This window comes from Paracoccus sp. (in: a-proteobacteria), assembly GCF_046289755.1.
Taxonomy (GTDB): domain Bacteria; phylum Pseudomonadota; class Alphaproteobacteria; order Rhodobacterales; family Rhodobacteraceae; genus Paracoccus.
Window position 1 is genome coordinate 17426 of sequence record NZ_JBKBVD010000041.1, and the last position, 16156, is coordinate 33581.

A 16156-nucleotide genomic window follows, 5' to 3' on the forward strand; every position below is an offset into this window, starting at 1 on the left:
CAGTGAAGAAGAAGGGGGTCAGGCATCGCGGTCGAATTGCCGCTGGCGGTCGCGGAAGCGGGCGCGGTCCTCCTCGGTGTAGTCGTGCAGGCAGCGGTGGCAGGCTGCGCCCTCTTCGTATTCGGGCCGGGCGCGGTCTTCGGGGGCCAGCGGGCGGCGGCAGGCGTGGCAGAGGCCGTGGCGGCCCTGTCGCAAGCCGTGGGTCAGGCTGACGCGCTGGTCGAAGACAAAGCATTCGCCCTGCCAGCTGCTGTCCTGTTCCGGGATCTCTTCGAGGTATTTCAGGATGCCGCCCTGCAGGTGATAGACGTCTTCGACGCCTTGCGAGATCAGGTAATTCGTCGATTTCTCGCAGCGGATGCCGCCGGTGCAGAACATGGCGATGCGCTTGTTGTGGAATCTGTGCGCGTTGTCTGCCCACCATGCCGGGAAGTCGCGGAAGCTGCGTGTGCCGGGGTCGATGGCGCCTTTGAAGCTGCCGATCTGGACCTCGTAATCGTTGCGGGTGTCGATCACCGCCACATCGGGGGCGGCGATCAGCGCGTTCCAGTCGGCGGGCGCGACATAGCGGCCCACGGCGGCGGTGGGATCGACATCGGGCTGGCCCATCGTCACGATCTCGCGTTTGAGGCGGACCTTCATGCGGGCGAAGGGGGGCGTGTCCGCCGTGCTTTCCTTCCAGATCAGACCGGCGCAGCCCGGCTGCGCGCGCAGATGCGCCAGCACCGCGTCGATGCCCGCGCGGGGTCCTGCGATGGTGCCGTTGATCCCCTCGGGCGCCAGCAGCAGGGTGCCGCAGATGCCGTGCTGGCGGCAGGCCGCCAGCAGCGGGCCGCGCAGGGCCTCCGGGTCGGGGAATCGGGTGAAATGATAGAGGGCGGCGACGATCAGCATGGGCGCGGACTAGCGAACCGCGCCCATGCTGGCAAGTCCGTCAGAACGTCAGGCCCGTCAGAAGGTCAGGCCAAGGGCGATGCCGCCCAGATAATAGGTCGCCAGCGTGATCAGCACGATGCCGATCAGGTTCAGCACCACACCGCCCCGTGCCATCTGGCCGATGGTCACCGTGCCGGTGCCAAAGACGATGGCATTGGGCGGCGTGCCCACCGGCAGCATGAAGGCGCAGGTCGCGGCCAGTGCCGCCGGGATCAGCAGGCTCATGGCATCGGCGCCGAGGCCAAGCGCGACCCCGCCCAGAACCGGGATGAAGGTCGCGGCCGTCGCGGTGTTCGAGGTCACCTCGGTCAGGAACAGGATGATCGTGACGACCGCCGCGATCAGCAGCAGGCTGGGCAGGCCGCCAAGCCCCGTGACCTGCTGGCCGAACCAGCCGTCCAGCCCCGAGGCCGCCACCGCCGAGGCCAGGCTGAGACCGCCGCCAAACAGCAGCAGCACGCCCCAGGGCAGGCCCTGTTCGGCATCCTTCCATTCCAGCACCATCCGCGTGCGCCCCTCGCCGGGCAGCAGGAACATCACCAGCCCTGCCGCAATGGCGATGGCGGTGTCGTCAAAGCCGCCCAGCCAGGGCGCCGCATCCTCGACCCCCGGAATGGTGATCAGCAACCCCGGCACCACCCAGAAGAAGGCCGCCCCCAGAAAGACGGTCAGCACCATGCGTTCGCCCTGACCAAGCGGGCCGAGGGCGGTGACCTGATCCTGGATCATCTGCTTGCCGCCGGGGATCTCGGGCAGATCAAAGCGATAGAGCACGCGTGTCATCACCAGCCATGCGATCAGGATGAAGCCGAAGGCCAGCGGCACACCGAGGATCATCCATTCGAGAAATCCGATGCGGCGGCCCAGCTCATCCGCGGCATAGCCCGCGACGATGGCGTTGGGCGGGCTGCCCAGCAATGTGCCCAGGCCCCCCATCGAGGCCGACCACGCGATCGACAGCACCAGACAGACACCAAAGGCGCTGATATTGGGGTCGCGCACGACCTCGGATATGGTGCCACCCCCGGCCAGCGCCTCGCCTGCGGCGGCGCCGTCCTGACGCGAGCCGCGCTCGATCACCAGCGCCAGAACCGACATGCCGATGGGCAGCATCATCAGCGTCGTGGCGGTGTTGGACACCCACATCGACAGGAACCCCGTGGCCAGCATCATGCCCAGCACGATGCGGCGCGGCGACACGCCCACGCGCTTCAGCGTCATCAGGGCGATGCGCGTGTGCAGCTGCCATTTCTCCATCGCGATGGCGATCAGAAAGCCGCCCAGAAACAGGAACACGATCGAGCTGGCATAGGGCTGGGTCGCCTGCCCCACGGTGCGCTCGGTCAGTGCCGGGATCAGCACGATGGGCAGCAGGGCCGTGGCCGACAGCGGGATCGCCTCGGTCATCCACCAGACGGCCATCAGCGTGCCGACGGCGGCGACCACGCGGGCATCCTCTGACAGCCCCTCTTGCCCGCCAAGCGCCCACCAGACCAGCAGGGCCATTGCGACGCCCAGCCCCCGCAGCCCCCAGATCAACCGGGCCGAGCGGATCGGGGTGGCGTTTTCATCGGGCGGGGGCGGGTGGTGAAGGTCTTGCTGAATGCTCATGGCCTGATCGCGCTGCTGGTTTCGGATCGGACCTTGATAGCTGCAAGACGGGCCGGTTTCCAGAACGCAGCTGACGTTGCGGCAGGGTCTTGACCTGCCCCGGCTGCACCCGTTCAACTGGCGACTGTCCCAGAGCGGAGTGATCCGATGACCCAAGCGCTGATCGTGATTGATGTGCAGAACGATTTCTGCCCCGGCGGCGCGCTGGCCGTGCCTGCGGGCGATGAGGTCGTGGCGCCAATCAACGCGATGATGGCCGGATATGAGGCCGTGATCCTGACACAGGACTGGCACCCGCCCGACCATTCCAGCTTTGCCGACACTCACCCGGATGCCGCGCCCTATGACATGGTGCAGATGGATTACGGCCCGCAGATCCTGTGGCCGCGCCATTGTGTGCAGGGCAGCGCGGGCGCCGCGTTTCACCCCGCACTGGATCTGGACCGGGCCGACCTGATCCTGCGCAAGGGCTGTCGCGCGGGGATCGACAGCTATTCGGCCTTTTTCGAGAATGACCGGACCACCGCCACCGGCCTGCACGGCTATCTGACCGAACGCGGCATCACCCGCGTGACGCTGGTGGGTCTGGCGCATGATTTCTGCGTGGCCTTCAGCGCCATCGACGCGGCAAAACTGGGCTATGCGACGCAGGTGATCGAATCCGCCTGCCGCGCCATCGACCTGAACGGCAGCCTGGCAGAGGCCCGCGACCGGATGCGCCAGTCGGGGGTGGCGCTGCGCTGACCTCACCTGTGGCCGGGCTCTCTTGCAGCCGGGGCGCATTGCGGGCACCAAGGGGGCTGCACGAACAAGGGGTGCCGGTCATGGTCGATATTGCCACGCGCGTCTACAACCACAAATGGAAGATCGACCCGATCGTGCGGTCGCTGATCGACACCGATTTCTACAAGCTGCTGATGTGCCAGTCGGTGTTCCGCAACAGCCCCGACACGCAGGTCACCTTCAGCCTGATCAACCGCAGCACCGGCATCCGTCTGGCCGAACTGGTCGATGAGGGCGAGCTGCGCGAACAGCTGGACCATGTCCGCTCGCTGTCGCTGACGCGCGGGGAAAGCACATGGCTGCGCGGCAATACCTTTTATGGCAAGCGGCAGATGTTCCGGTCTGATTTCATGGAGTTTCTGGAGGGGCTGCGCCTGCCGCCCTATCATCTTGAGAAGGTCGACGGTCAATACCGGCTGACCTTTGAAGGCCCCTGGCCGCAGGTCATGCTGTGGGAGATTCCGGCCCTGTCGATCCTGATGGAGCTGCGCTCGCGCGCCGTGCTGAAAGACATGGGCCGGTTCGAGCTGCAGGTGCTGTATGCCCGCGCCATGACGCGCCTGTGGGAAAAGATCGAGGCGCTGCGCGCCCTGCCCGACCTGCGCATCGCCGATTTCGGCACCCGCAGGCGGCACAGCTATCTGTGGCAGGACTGGGCCGTGCAGGCGATGATGGAGGGGCTGGGCGAGCGGTTCACCGGCACCTCGAACTGCGCCATCGCCATGCGCCGCGAGATCGAGGCGATCGGCACCAATGCCCATGAACTGCCCATGGTCCATGCGGCGCTGGCCGACAGCGACGCGGCCCTGCGCGCCGCCCCCTATGACGTGCTGGCCGACTGGCACGAAGAGCACGAGGGCAATCTGCGCATCATCCTGCCCGACACTTACGGCACCGAGGGGTTTCTGGCGGGGGCGCCCGACTGGCTGGCGGGCTGGACCGGCATCCGCATCGACAGCGGCGATCCGGCGACCGGGGCCGAGAATGCCATCCGCTGGTGGCGCGAGCGGGGCGAGGACCCGCGCGGCAAGCTGATCATCTTTTCCGATGGGCTGGACGTGGACCGGATCGTGGCGCTGCACCGGCAGTTTCATGGCCGGGTCAAGGTCAGCTTTGGCTGGGGCACGTTGCTGACCAATGACTTCCGCGGTTTTGTGCCGGGTGATGGGCTGGCGCCGTTCTCGCTGGTCTGCAAGGCGGTGGCGGCGGACGGGCGGCCCACGGTCAAACTGTCCGACAACCCCGCCAAGGCCACCGGCCCGGCGGATGAGATCGCGCGCTATCGCCGGGTGTTCGGGACCGGCGATCAGCCCCGCGAAGAGGTGCTGGTCTAGCCCGCCAGCCGCAGCATCAGCCAGCAGGCCATGGCCCCCAGCGCGGCGGTTACCGGCAGCGTCACCGCCCATGCGGCGGTGATGGTGGCGACATGGCTGCGACGGATCAGGCGGCGGCGGCTCTGTTCTTCCTCGGGCAGGGCGGCGCGGGCGCGGGCGCGGCGGCGGTCCTGCCATTCGCGGGCAAAGCCCACGCCAAAGACGCCGCCCACCGCGACATGGGTGGTCGAGACCGGCAGCCCCGACCCCGAGGCCGCGATGACGACCATGGCCGTGGCCAGCGTCACGCAAAAGGCGCGCCCCGCATTCAGCCGCGTGATGCCGCCGCCGACCATCACCACCACCCGACCGCCAAACAGCAATGTGCCAAGCGCAATCGTCATGCCCGCCGCCAGCAGCGCGGCCATCGGCACGGCGCCATAGCCGCCACCGGCATCCGCCGTGCCGATGATCACCGACAGCGGCCCCGCCACATTGCCGACATCATTGGCGCCATGCGCAAAGCCCATGATCACGACCGACACCACCAGCGCCGGGCGCAGCAGGCGCTTTGCGCTTGGCTTGTCATGCCGGGCCCGTTCCCGGTCAACGCCGATGCGGGTCGAGGCCCAGCCCAGCCCGCCCGCCGCCAGCGCCACGACCACGACGCCGCCGACAGGCCCGCCGGGCCGGCCCAGCAGCACCATGACATAGGCCGCAAACAGCGCGCACATCACCGCCACCAGCGGCGGCAGCCACAGGCGGGCACCGGCGCCACGGTCCTCGCGCTCCATGATCTTGTGGCGCAGAAAGATCACCAGCCCTCCGGCCAGACATCCCGCCAGAACGGGCGCCACCACCCAGGCGGAGGCGATCATGCCCACGGTCCCCCAGGCCACGCCCGACAGCCCCAGCGCCGCCGCGCCCGCACCGGCAATGCCGCCCACGATGGAATGCGAGGTGCTGACCGGCAGCCCGATGCCCGAGGCCAGCGTGATCCAGCTGGCCGCACCGATCAGCGCCGACAGCATCACCAGCGCGCCGACCCCGCCCGAGGCCAGCTGGGCTGTATCCACGATCCCCCCCGCCAGCCGTTGCGAAACCGCGCCCCCGGCCAGCACCGCGCCCGCCACCTCGGCCAGTGCGACTAGCGCCAGACCCGGCAGCAAGCCGATGGCCCCCGCGCCCACCGCAGGCCCCAGCGAGTTCGCCACATCGTTCGACCCGATCGCCAGCCCCAGCCACGCGGCCACGATCAGCCCCGCGCCCAGACCCACCATCGCCGCATCCGCCTCGGACATGCCGACCACCAGCACGATCAGCGCGACCGCCGCCAGCACCATCAGCCCCAGCCACCAGACCGGGCGAAAGGCGTGCATCTGCGCAACCTCGGCATGGGTGATCCGGCCCAGATCCTTGTCCAGCGTGCGAAAACGTCCCTTGTCGGTCATTCTGCCGCCCGCAGCATCCGTCGCTTGACTGTCATGCGCCCTGACCGGTTGCCCCGACCGCAGGCAGCGCCTTCAGCAGGCGTTTCAGCCCCGGCTCTGCCACCATCCGCGCAGCATCCCGCGGATCGAACCAGCGGCGACGGCGCTGGCGCGTTTCTGGAAAGTTGTCGGTCTGCGACCGGACTTCCAGCAGAAAGACACGCACCTCGACCGGGACCGAGAACCCCTCATCCTGGTCTTTTTCATAGGCGAACCGGCCCAGTTCCGTTTCGTGGATCCGGCCGCTGACGCCGCCCTCTTCCCAGGCCTCTTGCGCGGCGGCCCCGGCAAGGCTGCGCCCGGCCATCGGCCAGCCCTTGGGAATGACCCATCGCCCCGTGCCCCGGCTGGTCACCAGCAGCACCTGACCCGAGCGCATGTCGCGACAGATCGCCCCCACCTGCAACGAGGCGGGGCGTTTCCCCAGAAACAATCGCAGCGATCGGGCAAGCGCGCTCATTCGTCGTCTGTCACCTTTCCGCGCAAGGCCTTGACATCGCCCCGAACCGTCTTTGCCTTCAACCGCCGCCGCTGGCTGCCTGCCGTGGGGCGGGTGGCAATGCGTCTTTTGGGTTGAACGGCTGCCTGCCGCAGAAGTTCCAGCAACCGCTCGCGGGCCAGTTCGCGGTTGCGCGCCTGACTGCGGGTTTCCTGCGCCAGAATGATGATCGCGCCATCCTGCGTCCAGCGCCGCCCGGCCAGACGCTGCAACCGGCGCTTGACCGGCTCGGGCAGATGGGGCGAGCGGGCGGCTTCGAACCGCAGCTCGACCGCTGTCTCGACCTTGTTCACGTTCTGCCCGCCCGGTCCCTGGGCGCGCGTGAACTGTTCGGACAGTTCCCATTCTGCGATGAATATGGTGTCGGTCACTTGCAACATGAGCGTAGCATATGGTGCGACGAACTGCTGATGAAAGCAGAAAGCCGTTGACAGGCCGTTAATTTCCGGAGCGTCACAAAATCGTGCTGTTTCCCTGCTCGGGCCAGTGGCGAAAGGGCAGTACCGCGCCGTCGCGGCGGCTGTCGCGGACGCGCGACAGATCAACCTGCGCGCGGACCCAGCCCGGCGCGTCCATCGCGCCCTCGGCAATGATCCCGGTCTCGGGCCAGAACCCGTCGGGCGGGCCATAGATCGCGGCGCGGCCCCGGTTTTCATCCAGCGCGGGCATCCAGTCACAGGCGCCAACGGTGGGCGCCTGCACCACCACGCACTGGCTTTCCAGCGCGCGGGCCATGGCGCCGATGCGCACACGGTGAAACCCCGCCACCGTGTCGGTGCAACTGGGCACCAGCAGCAGTTCCGTCCCCGCCTCGGCCAGCGCGCGGCCCAGCAGCGGGAATTCGCTGTCATAGCAGATCAGCACGCCGATCCGTCCCAGAACCGTGTCAAAGACGCGCAGGCCGGGGGCGCCGGTCACGTCCCATTCCTCGCGTTCAAAGCGGGTCATGATCTGCTTGTCCTGATGGCCGATGCGCCCCTGCGGCCCATACAGCACCGCCCGGTTCACCGGACGCGCGCCCGCAAACACCGGCCCCGAAGCGCCCAGAATATGGCAGCCATACCGCGCGGCCAGATCCAGATGCAGCGCCTCGATGTCGGGCCAGTGGCGGGCGACCTCGTGCAGGCTGGCCTCAAGATCGCCCGCGACCGCCGGGCCGCCAAGCGAGGCCAGCTCCATCGCACCGTATTCGGGGAAGACCAGCAGATCGGCCCCGGCCCCGGCCACCCAGCGGGTCAGCTTGGCCGCGTAGGCTGCGAAATCATCGAACCAGTCGATCGGATAGGCGGCGGCAGCTATCTTCATAGGGCGCGCATCCAGAACTGCAGGGTTTTTTCGGTCTCGTCCGCCTCGCCCAGATCCTTCCAGCCGAAATGCGCCAGCACGCCCGGCAGAGGCGCATAGCCGCGCTTGCGCCAGAACGGGTCCAGAGCGCGGTAATCCGCCGGGCGCGCGGGATGATCCTCGGGGCGGATCACGCTGCAAAAGGCGGAAAAGCGGGCCCCAAGATCGCGGGCATGCGCCTCGCGTGCGTCAAAGAAGGCGTGGCCGATGCCATGGCCCCGATAGTCGCGCAGCAGCACCGATTCGGCGCAATAGAAGATCCGGTCCAGCGGCTCGGGCCGGTCGGCAAAGGCCTGCGCGAAATCGGCGGCGTGGTCCGACATCGGCGCCCCGGTCGCGGCCCCGACGATGCGGGTGCCGTCGAGGGCGGCCACCACCACCGCGCCGGGCGACTGATAGGCACGCAGATAGTCGCGTTCATAATCCGCGTCGCCGTCATACAGATAGGGAAAATCCCGGAAGACCGCGATGCGCAGACGCGCGACATCCTCCAGCGCGGCGGCCAGCGCCTCGCCGGTCAGCACGCGCGTCGTGACGCTCATTGGCTGACCTGCCGCAGCCAGTCGGCCAGGTTGTAATAGGTCGTGACCCGCGCGATCCGGCCATCGCGGATGGTGAAAAACGCCCCCGCAGGCAGGCGATAGGTCTGGCCGCGCGCCGGTGGCAGCCCCTCGTCGGTGTCCAGATAGGTGCCGTTCACCACGAATTCCGCCGCCGCCCGGTCGCCCGCCTCATTGGCAAACACCACGATGTCGGTCAGGGTCTCGCGATAGCAGCGCGTCATATGCGCGTTGAATTGCTCAAACATCGCGCGGCCCTTGCGGATCTGGCCTTCGTTGACGTGATGCTCGACCTCATCATGCAGCATCTCCTGCATTTGCTGGGTCTGGCCTGCGTTGAAAGCGTCGTAATAGGCGGTGATCAGGGTCCTGGTGTCCATCGGCCTCTCCATCTGCTTGGGCTGTTCCTAGCCCCGTTCCCGGTCCGCGTCACCTCCGCCCAAGGTTGCAGGCGGGTGGGTGCCTTGCAATATCTCACGAACCTGTTAGCGCTTGAGCAAACAAATATCGGAGTCGGACATGGACGGACGGGACAGCCTGGGACAGCGCGAGATTACGTGCTTCAAAGCCTATGACGTGCGGGGCGAACTGGGCAAGAACCTTGACCCTGACGTGGCTTACCGGATCGGGCGCGCCTTTGCGCAGGCCCGTGCCGCCAAGCGCGTCGTTGTGGGCCGCGACAGCCGCGCATCCTCGCCCGAGCTGGCGGCGGCGCTGATCGAGGGGCTGACCGATGGCGGCGCCGACGTGCTGGATCTGGGCCTTGCCGGCACCGAAGAGGTCTATTTCCACACCGGCAATGAAGGCACCGATGGCGGGATCGAGGTCACGGCCTCGCACAACCCGATCAACTATAACGGCATGAAGATCGTCGGACATGGCTCGGCCCCGCTGGACCCGGCGACCGAACTGCCGCCGATCGTCGATCTGGCCACCTCGGGCGAATTCGCCCCGGCCAGCAAGGGCAGCGTCACCGATTTCAGCCATGCCCGCGCAGAATATGCCAGCCGGATGGCCGATTTCGTCGATGTCGCCGCGCTGAAGCCGATGAAGATCGTGGTGAACGCGGGCAATGGCACCGCAGGCCCGACCTTCGACGCCATCGCCGCCGAACTGGAGCGTCGCGGCGCGCCGCTGACCTTCGTGCGCATGCACCATGATGTCGACAGCAGCTTCCCGAACGGCATTCCCAACCCGCTGCTGGACGAGAACCAGCCCCCCACCGTGGCGCGGATGATCGAGGAAAAGGCCGATCTGGGCGTGGCCTGGGATGGCGATTTCGACCGCTGCTTCTTCTTTGACGAAAACGGCCGCTTCATTCCCGGCGAATATATCGTGGGCCTGCTGGGCGCGGCGTTTCTTGAGAAAAGCCCCGGCGAAAAGATCGTGCATGACCCGCGCGTCATCATGAACACCCGCGCGATGATCGCCGAGGCGGGCGGCGAGGCTGTGGTCAGCAAGACCGGGCATGCCTTCATCAAACGCAAGATGCGCGATGTCAGCGCGATCTATGGCGGCGAGATGTCGGCGCACCACTATTTCCGCGATTTCTATTACTGCGACAGCGGCATGATCCCGTGGCTGCTGATGATCGAGTTGCTGTCGCGCAAGGGCAAGACCCTGGCCGAGATGCTGGAAGAGCGGATGCGGCTTTACCCCTCGTCGGGCGAGACGAACTATACCATCGCCGATCCCGACGCCGCCATTGCGCGCCTGATCGCGACCTACGAGCCGCAATCCGACAGCCGCGACGATCTGGACGGGGTGTCGCTGAACTTCGGGACATGGCGCTTCAACCTGCGCAAGTCGAACACCGAGCCGGTCGTGCGCCTGAACATCGAGGCCGATGGCGACGCCGCTCTGGTGGCTGAAAAGCAGGCCGAGCTGGCCGCGCTGCTCAAGGCCTGAACCGCACCCTCAAGGGGCCGCCAGCGGTCGGTGCAGGCCACTGCACAGACCGCTGGCGGGATGCGATTCGTCTGGCCTCTGCGTTTTTTGGGGGGTGTGCGCACCCTGCCTGATGACTGGCGCGACCGGCCGGGCTTTCCGACATTCCTTTGCGATGACTGAAGCGGTGCGCAGCAGCATGGCGCAGCGCAGGTACGGCTCCGTTCCTCTGCGACCGGCCCGCGCCGCCATCTGGCCGCATCGACCGCATCGACCGCATCGCAATCAGACAGGCACAAAAGACGCGCAGGGCGAATAATGGGGCCTTCTGTGCTAAAATCGGCGGCAACTCAGGTATCGCCGGCGCTTTTTGGCGCGCTGCTGCGTTACAGCGCGGCAGAGTGCGCAAATTCCATCTTTCGGGATATATTGGAACGACGAATTGCACAAACCTCCGGCGGCGTTTGCCGCCGGTCTCAGCAGCCCGACAAGACATACAAAGCAATTCAGAGAGGAGATACCAGAATGGCCACAGGAATCAGAGAGCCGAAACCAGCGGTCGCCGAGTTCAGCCGGGACATGGTCGAAACCATGCTGACATATTTCGATGCCTATGCGGACGACGGCGGCGTGCTGACGGTCGAAGTGACATCCTGGGGGCTGTGGCTGCCCAACAAGATCTCGGGCGGGCGGCAGTTCCTCGGATTGGCGAAACTGCCCGAGGGGCTGCGTCAATAGCCCTTGCGGCGGCACGGGATACCGGCGCATCCGGGGCCGCTGCCACCCGCCGGTTGATTTTTGTCAAACCGGGCGCATCATCCGCACAAGCGCAGGAACATTTGCCTCTCACCAAGGTTCAGAGTTGCCATTCCACGGAGCCGAGCCATGACCTTTCAACCCCTTGCCTTGACCCGTGATGCGGCTGCCGTGGCCGCGGCCTTTCCCGATACCGGCACCGCCGACAGCGTCCCCCCGGCCGCGGTCGGACATAATGGTTTGCCGGAGGTGATCCGCCAGACGTCGGTCACCCTGCATCTGGCATTGCGCGATGACGGAACGATCCATGTCACCTCGTCGGACATGCCCTATCTGGAACTGACCGATCACGATCCGCGCAAGCTGTTCCGGGATGTCGGCGGTGCCCTGTCCTATGAAATCCGCCGCAGACTGTTTGGCTGAGCAAACCCATACTGCGCCGCAATTGCGTCTTGCCCCGCTGAGATGCGTCGGGCAGCATTCCGGTCATGAGCCATGACAGACTCTCCCGACTTGGCCTGACCGTTCCGCTGTTTCAGGCGCCCATGGCAGGCGTCGCGACACCTGCACTGGCGGCAGCCGTGTCGGAGGCGGGGGCCTTGGGCGCGCTTGGGCTGGGGGCCGCGGGGGCACAGGGGGCGGCGCGGATGATCCGCGAGACGCAGTCGCTGACCGACCGGCCCTTTCACGTCAACCTGTTCTGCCACGCCCCCGCCGCCCGCGACCCCGCGCGCGAGGCTGGCTGGATCGCCCGCACCGCACCGTTGTTTGCGCAATTCGGCGCAGCGCCGCCCGCGCGGCTGAACGAAATCTATCTCAGCTTCCGTGCCGATCCCGACATGCTGCGCGTGCTGCTGGACCGCCCGCCTGCCGTCATCAGCTTTCATTTCGGCCTGCCCCGATCCGATCAGATCGCCGCACTGCGTCAGACCGGCGCGCTGCTGATCGCCTCGGCCACCTCGCTGCCCGAGGCGGCACGGATCGCGGCCGCCGGGCTGGACGCGATCATCGCCCAAGGGTGGCAGGCCGGGGGCCATCGCGGCCTCTTTGACCCCGACGCCCCCGACGACCGCCTGTCCACCGAAGCGTTGACACGTCAGATCGTGGCGCAGGCACGCCTGCCCGTGATCGCGGCGGGCGGGCTGATGGACGGGCGCGACATTGCGCGGGCGCAGGGCTGGGGCGCGGTGGCGGCGCAGCTGGGCACCGCCTTTGTCGCCTGCCCCGAAAGCGCCGCCGATGCGGGCTATCGCGCCCGTCTTGCGCAGGGCCAGACCGCGATGACGCCGGTGATCTCGGGCCGTCCGGCGCGCTGTCTGGCGAACCGCTGGACGCAATGGGGCGCCGATCAGCCCGCCGGGGCGGTCGCGCCCTATCCTTGCGCCTATGATCTGGGCAAGGCGCTGAACGCCGCCGCCAGGGCGCGGGACGAGGAGGGTTTCGGCGCCCATTGGGCCGGAACCGGGGCGGCGCGGACAAGGCCGATGCCCGCGCGCGATCTGGTGGCCATGCTGGCGCGGGAATGGGCGGATGCCGCACCATGACCCTGTGCCGTGACCCTGCGTCGGCGGGACAAGGGCGCCCTTGCCTGCCGGTCCCTCTGAGGCTATCGCCACTTGCACGATATGCAATTCCCGAACCAACCCAGCGCGAGGTGCGCCATGCCTGACGGACAATCCCAAACGCGCCGGGGCATTCTGCCGCTGCTGGCGCTGGTCGCGCTGGCCGCCTTGGTCGCGCTGTCGGTCTGGTGGGTCACCCGCCCCGGCCCGCTGCTGATTCAGGGCGAGGTCGCGGCCCCGCGCGTCGATGTCTCGGCCCGCACCTCGGGGCGGGTGGCGGCGGTCCATGCCGATCTGGGCCAGCGCGTCGGACAGGGCGCGCCGCTGGCCGAACTGTCGAACCCACAGCTGGTGACCGCGCATGCCGCCGCCGCCTCGGGCCTTGAGGTCGCGCGGGCCAGCGAGGCCGCCGCAGGCGCCACCCGTCCCGAGGTGATCCGCGCGCGCGAGGCTGAACTGGCCGCAGCCGAGGCCGACCTGCGGCTGGCCGAGGAACAGATCGCCCGCGACACGCAGTTGCAGGCGCAGGGCCTGCGCCCGCAGGCGGCGATGGACCAGACGCAGCGCAATGTCGAAACCGCCGCCCGCCGCGCCGAGGCCGCCGAGGCGCAGCTGGATCTGGCCCGCGCGGGCGCCTCGCCCGAGGAACGCGCGGTCGCCGCCGCCCAGGTCGCGCAGGCCGGGGCCGCGCTGGCGCAGCGTCAGGCCGATCTGGACGAGCTTGTGATCACAGCGCCCATGAGCGGCGAAATCTCGTCGCGCCTGATCGAGCCGGGCGAGAATGTCGGCCCCGGCACACCGCTGTTCACCATCGTCGATCTGGACGCGGCATGGTTCACCTTCAACCTGCGCGAGGATCTGCTGGCGGGGCTGGCCATCGGCGACCGTCTGGCGATCCGCGTGCCCGCCATCGACACCGAAATCGAGGCCGAGATCACCCTGATCAATGTGCAGGGCCAGTTCGCAAGCTGGCGGGCCACGCGGGCCGTGGGCGATTTCGATCTGCGCAGTTTCGAGCTGCGCGCCCGGCCAGTCGCGATGCCGCAGGGCCTGCGCCCCGGCATGTCGGCGCTGGTCGTGCTGGACCGCTAGGCCGGTGGGCCGGATCTTTCTGCGCGAGGTCAGGCTGCTGATGCGGCGCCCGGCGCTGGCGGGGCTGGTCGTGCTGCTGCCCATCCTGATGATCGCGGCGCTGACCGGCATCTTTCGCGCGGGCATCCCCACCGGCATGGCGGTGGCGGTGGTCGATCTGGACCGCTCGGACCTGTCGCGGACGATCACCCGGATGCTGGACGCCACCCCCGAATTGCAGGTGACCCATCAGGCCCTCAGCCTGACCGAGGCCCGCGACCTGATCGTGCGGGGCGATGTGCGCGGCGCGGTGCTGCTGCCCCATGGCCTTGAACGCGACGCCACGCGGGGCGAGCGCCCGGAAATCGTGACCTTCTACGACAACCAGCACATGAGCGCGGGATCACTGGTCGCACGCGGGGCGCGCGCGGCCATCGACACGGCCACGGCGGGGCTGCGCCTGTCGGTGCGCCAGTCGCAGGGGCAGGCGCCGGTGCAGGCGCAGGCCGCGATCCGGCCGATCCCCCTGCAGGCGCATGCGCTGTTCAACCCCGCCTTTGACTATGTGCATTTCCTGCTGGCCGCGCTGGTGCCTGCCGTGTTGCAGATCATCGCGGCGGCGGGCACGGCCTATGCCATTTCGCTGGATTTCGCGCCGCCGCGCCATGCGCGGGTCATCGCGCGGATGGCGGGCGGGCTGCTGCCGGCGATGCTGGGCAAGATCCTGCCCTATACGGTGCTGTTCCTGATGATCCTGGGCCTGTCGGACATTGTGCTTTACGGCTGGATGGGCGTGCCCCTGCGCGGCAGCCTGTGGCTGATGGCCTCGGGCGCGGTGCTGTTCGTGCTGGCCGCGCAGCTGATCGGCGCGCTGGCCTATCTGGCGACGCTGGACATGGGCCGCGCGGCCAGCATCATCGCCATCATCACCGCGCCCGCCTTCGGCTTCATGGGGCTGGGCTTCCCGCGCGAGGCGATGTCGGTGGCGGCGCAGGCCTGGGGCGCGGTGATCCCCGGCACATGGTATGTGCAGCTGCGCATCGACCAGTCGCTGCGCGCGACGCCCTTCGACATCTCGGTCTGGCCGGTGCTGTGGCTGGCGCTGATCGCCGGGGTGCTGGGCGCGTTGGTGCTGGCCCGGCTGGCCCGCCTGCGCCGTGGGGTGGCGGCATGAGCGGCCCGTGGGCGGCCATGCGCGCCGAACTGGCCGCGATCTTCGGCGATGCGCAGGTGCGGCTGATCATCGTCATGTCGCTGGTGATCTATGCGCTGATCTATCCCTGGCCCTACCGCGCCGAGCTGCTGCGCGACGTGCCCGTCGTGGCGGTCGATCTGGATGCCAGCCCGACCTCGGCGCAGCTGATCCGCATGGTCGACGCCTCCGAGGCGGTGGCGGTCACCCGCCACGCCCCCGACATGCTGGCCGCCACAAGGCTGGTGCAGGAACGCCGCGCCTATGGCGTGCTGCTGATCCCGCAGGGGTTCGAGGCCGATCTGCTGCGCGGCAGCCCCTCGCCCGTGGCGATCTATGCCGATGCCAGCTATTTCCTGATGTATCAGGGCGTGATGCAGGGCGCGTCCGTGCCGCTGCGCCAGATGGGCGCGCAGGTCGAGATCGCGCGCCTGACCGCCTCGGGCACCGACCCGCAGGTGGCGCTGGCGCAGGTCAGCCCGGTGCAGCAGGTCGAGGTGCCGCTGTTCAACCCCGCCGCAGGCTATGCGACCTATGTGCTGCCTGCGGCCTTTGTGCTGATCCTGCAGCAGACGATGCTGATGGGGCTGGGGCTGGTGGCGACGCGTCGTCCGCCGGGCAGCGGCCATCCGGTCTGGCGCGTGCTGGGCAGGGGGGCTGCGTGGCTGGCGGTCTATGCGGCTCTGCTGCCGCTCTATCTGATCGTGCTGCCCGCAATCTACGGGCTGCCGCGTCTGGGCGGCGTGGGGGCGGTGCTGGCGCTTGGTGTGCCCTTTGTGCTGGCGGCGGGGTTTCTGGCGCAGGCGCTGGCGGCGCTGTTCCGCCGGGCCGAGGTGGTGCAGGTGGTGATGCTGGCGCTTGGCCTGCCGTTCTTCTTTCTGTCGGGCTTTGCCTGGCCGGTCGAGGCGATCCCGCCTGTGCTGCGGACGCTGGCGACGCTGGTGCCCTCGACCCCCGCGATCGAGGGGTTTGTCCGGGTCAGCCAGATGGGCGCCGATCTGGCGCAGGTCTCAGGGCGGCTGTGGCATCTCTGGGCGCTGGCGGCGGGCTTTGGCGCGCTGGCCCTGCTGATCGAGGCGCGGCGCCGCGTCTGAGCGGTTTCCCCCGCGCGCGGCATTGGCTAGAACAGCGCCATGACAACGCGCCTCATCG

Annotated in this window: 17 protein-coding genes; 9 read left to right on the top strand and 8 right to left on the bottom strand. The window is 68.2% G+C overall.

The window, feature by feature from the left end:
- Window positions 1–18: 18 nt before the first annotated feature.
- Together ACK41U_RS14365 and ACK41U_RS14370 are read right to left on the bottom strand one after the other, a co-directional pair.
- Window positions 19–894: a rhodanese-related sulfurtransferase gene (locus ACK41U_RS14365; protein WP_409681464.1), complete on the bottom strand. Its 876-nt coding sequence runs from the start codon at window positions 892–894 to the stop codon at window positions 19–21.
- A gap of 57 nt (window positions 895–951) precedes the next feature.
- Window positions 952–2547: an SLC13 family permease gene (locus ACK41U_RS14370; protein WP_409681466.1), complete on the bottom strand. Its 1596-nt coding sequence runs from the start codon at window positions 2545–2547 to the stop codon at window positions 952–954.
- Between the two features lie 147 nt (window positions 2548–2694).
- Between ACK41U_RS14370 and pncA the strand changes: the two genes are divergently transcribed.
- Window positions 2695–3291: a bifunctional nicotinamidase/pyrazinamidase gene (gene pncA / locus ACK41U_RS14375; RefSeq protein WP_409681468.1), complete on the top strand. Its 597-nt coding sequence runs from the start codon at window positions 2695–2697 to the stop codon at window positions 3289–3291.
- Between the two features lie 80 nt (window positions 3292–3371).
- On the top strand, window positions 3372–4664 hold the full coding sequence (gene pncB / locus ACK41U_RS14380; protein WP_409681470.1) for a nicotinate phosphoribosyltransferase: 1293 nt from the start codon (window positions 3372–3374) through the stop codon (window positions 4662–4664).
- On the opposite strand, the gene ACK41U_RS14385 is transcribed toward pncB, so the two are convergent.
- The 6 genes from ACK41U_RS14385 to ACK41U_RS14410 all read right to left on the bottom strand — a co-directional run bounded on the left by ACK41U_RS14385 (window position 4661) and on the right by ACK41U_RS14410 (window position 8916).
- The gene (locus tag ACK41U_RS14385) at window positions 4661–6094 is read right to left on the bottom strand and encodes an inorganic phosphate transporter (RefSeq protein ID WP_409681472.1); all 1434 of its coding nucleotides are present in this window, start codon (window positions 6092–6094) and stop codon (window positions 4661–4663) included. The two genes, pncB and ACK41U_RS14385, sit on opposite strands and share 4 nt — an antisense overlap.
- 31 nt (window positions 6095–6125) lie before the next feature.
- A complete protein-coding gene (locus ACK41U_RS14390; protein WP_409681474.1) occupies window positions 6126–6593 on the bottom strand; it encodes an NUDIX hydrolase in 468 nt (155 codons plus the stop codon).
- Window positions 6590–7012 (bottom strand): alternative ribosome rescue aminoacyl-tRNA hydrolase ArfB, encoded by a 423-nt coding sequence (arfB, locus tag ACK41U_RS14395; RefSeq protein ID WP_409681475.1) that lies wholly within the window; start codon window positions 7010–7012, stop codon window positions 6590–6592. The genes ACK41U_RS14390 and arfB overlap by 4 nt, the downstream gene beginning before the upstream one ends.
- Before the next feature lie 73 nt (window positions 7013–7085).
- Entirely contained in the window at window positions 7086–7937 is an 852-nt protein-coding gene (locus tag ACK41U_RS14400; RefSeq protein WP_409681477.1) for a carbon-nitrogen hydrolase family protein, read from the bottom strand.
- Window positions 7934–8518: an N-acetyltransferase family protein gene (locus tag ACK41U_RS14405; RefSeq protein WP_409681479.1), complete on the bottom strand. Its 585-nt coding sequence runs from the start codon at window positions 8516–8518 to the stop codon at window positions 7934–7936. The genes ACK41U_RS14400 and ACK41U_RS14405 overlap by 4 nt, the downstream gene beginning before the upstream one ends.
- Window positions 8515–8916: a ketosteroid isomerase-related protein gene (locus tag ACK41U_RS14410; RefSeq protein WP_409681481.1), complete on the bottom strand. Its 402-nt coding sequence runs from the start codon at window positions 8914–8916 to the stop codon at window positions 8515–8517. Before ACK41U_RS14410 ends, ACK41U_RS14405 begins: the two co-directional genes overlap by 4 nt.
- Window positions 8917–9055: 139 nt before the next feature.
- Between ACK41U_RS14410 and ACK41U_RS14415 the strand changes: the two genes are divergently transcribed.
- The 7 genes from ACK41U_RS14415 to ACK41U_RS14445 all read left to right on the top strand — a co-directional run bounded on the left by ACK41U_RS14415 (window position 9056) and on the right by ACK41U_RS14445 (window position 16098).
- Window positions 9056–10444: a phosphomannomutase gene (locus tag ACK41U_RS14415; protein ID WP_409681483.1), complete on the top strand. Its 1389-nt coding sequence runs from the start codon at window positions 9056–9058 to the stop codon at window positions 10442–10444.
- 504 nt (window positions 10445–10948) lie between these two features.
- On the top strand, window positions 10949–11161 hold the full coding sequence (locus ACK41U_RS14420) for a hypothetical protein (RefSeq protein ID WP_409681484.1): 213 nt from the start codon (window positions 10949–10951) through the stop codon (window positions 11159–11161).
- 147 nt (window positions 11162–11308) lie between these two features.
- Window positions 11309–11602, top strand: coding sequence for a hypothetical protein (locus ACK41U_RS14425; RefSeq protein ID WP_409681486.1), 294 nt, complete (start codon window positions 11309–11311; stop codon window positions 11600–11602).
- A 65-nt stretch (window positions 11603–11667) separates the two neighbouring features.
- A complete protein-coding gene (locus tag ACK41U_RS14430) occupies window positions 11668–12723 on the top strand; it encodes an NAD(P)H-dependent flavin oxidoreductase (RefSeq protein ID WP_409681488.1) in 1056 nt (351 codons plus the stop codon).
- A 117-nt stretch (window positions 12724–12840) separates the two neighbouring features.
- The gene (locus ACK41U_RS14435) at window positions 12841–13833 is read left to right on the top strand and encodes an HlyD family secretion protein (RefSeq protein WP_409681490.1); all 993 of its coding nucleotides are present in this window, start codon (window positions 12841–12843) and stop codon (window positions 13831–13833) included.
- A gap of 4 nt (window positions 13834–13837) precedes the next feature.
- Window positions 13838–14986, top strand: coding sequence for an ABC transporter permease (locus ACK41U_RS14440; protein WP_409681492.1), 1149 nt, complete (start codon window positions 13838–13840; stop codon window positions 14984–14986).
- On the top strand, window positions 14983–16098 hold the full coding sequence (locus ACK41U_RS14445; protein ID WP_409681494.1) for an ABC transporter permease: 1116 nt from the start codon (window positions 14983–14985) through the stop codon (window positions 16096–16098). Before ACK41U_RS14440 ends, ACK41U_RS14445 begins: the two co-directional genes overlap by 4 nt.
- Window positions 16099–16156: the final 58 nt, after the last annotated feature.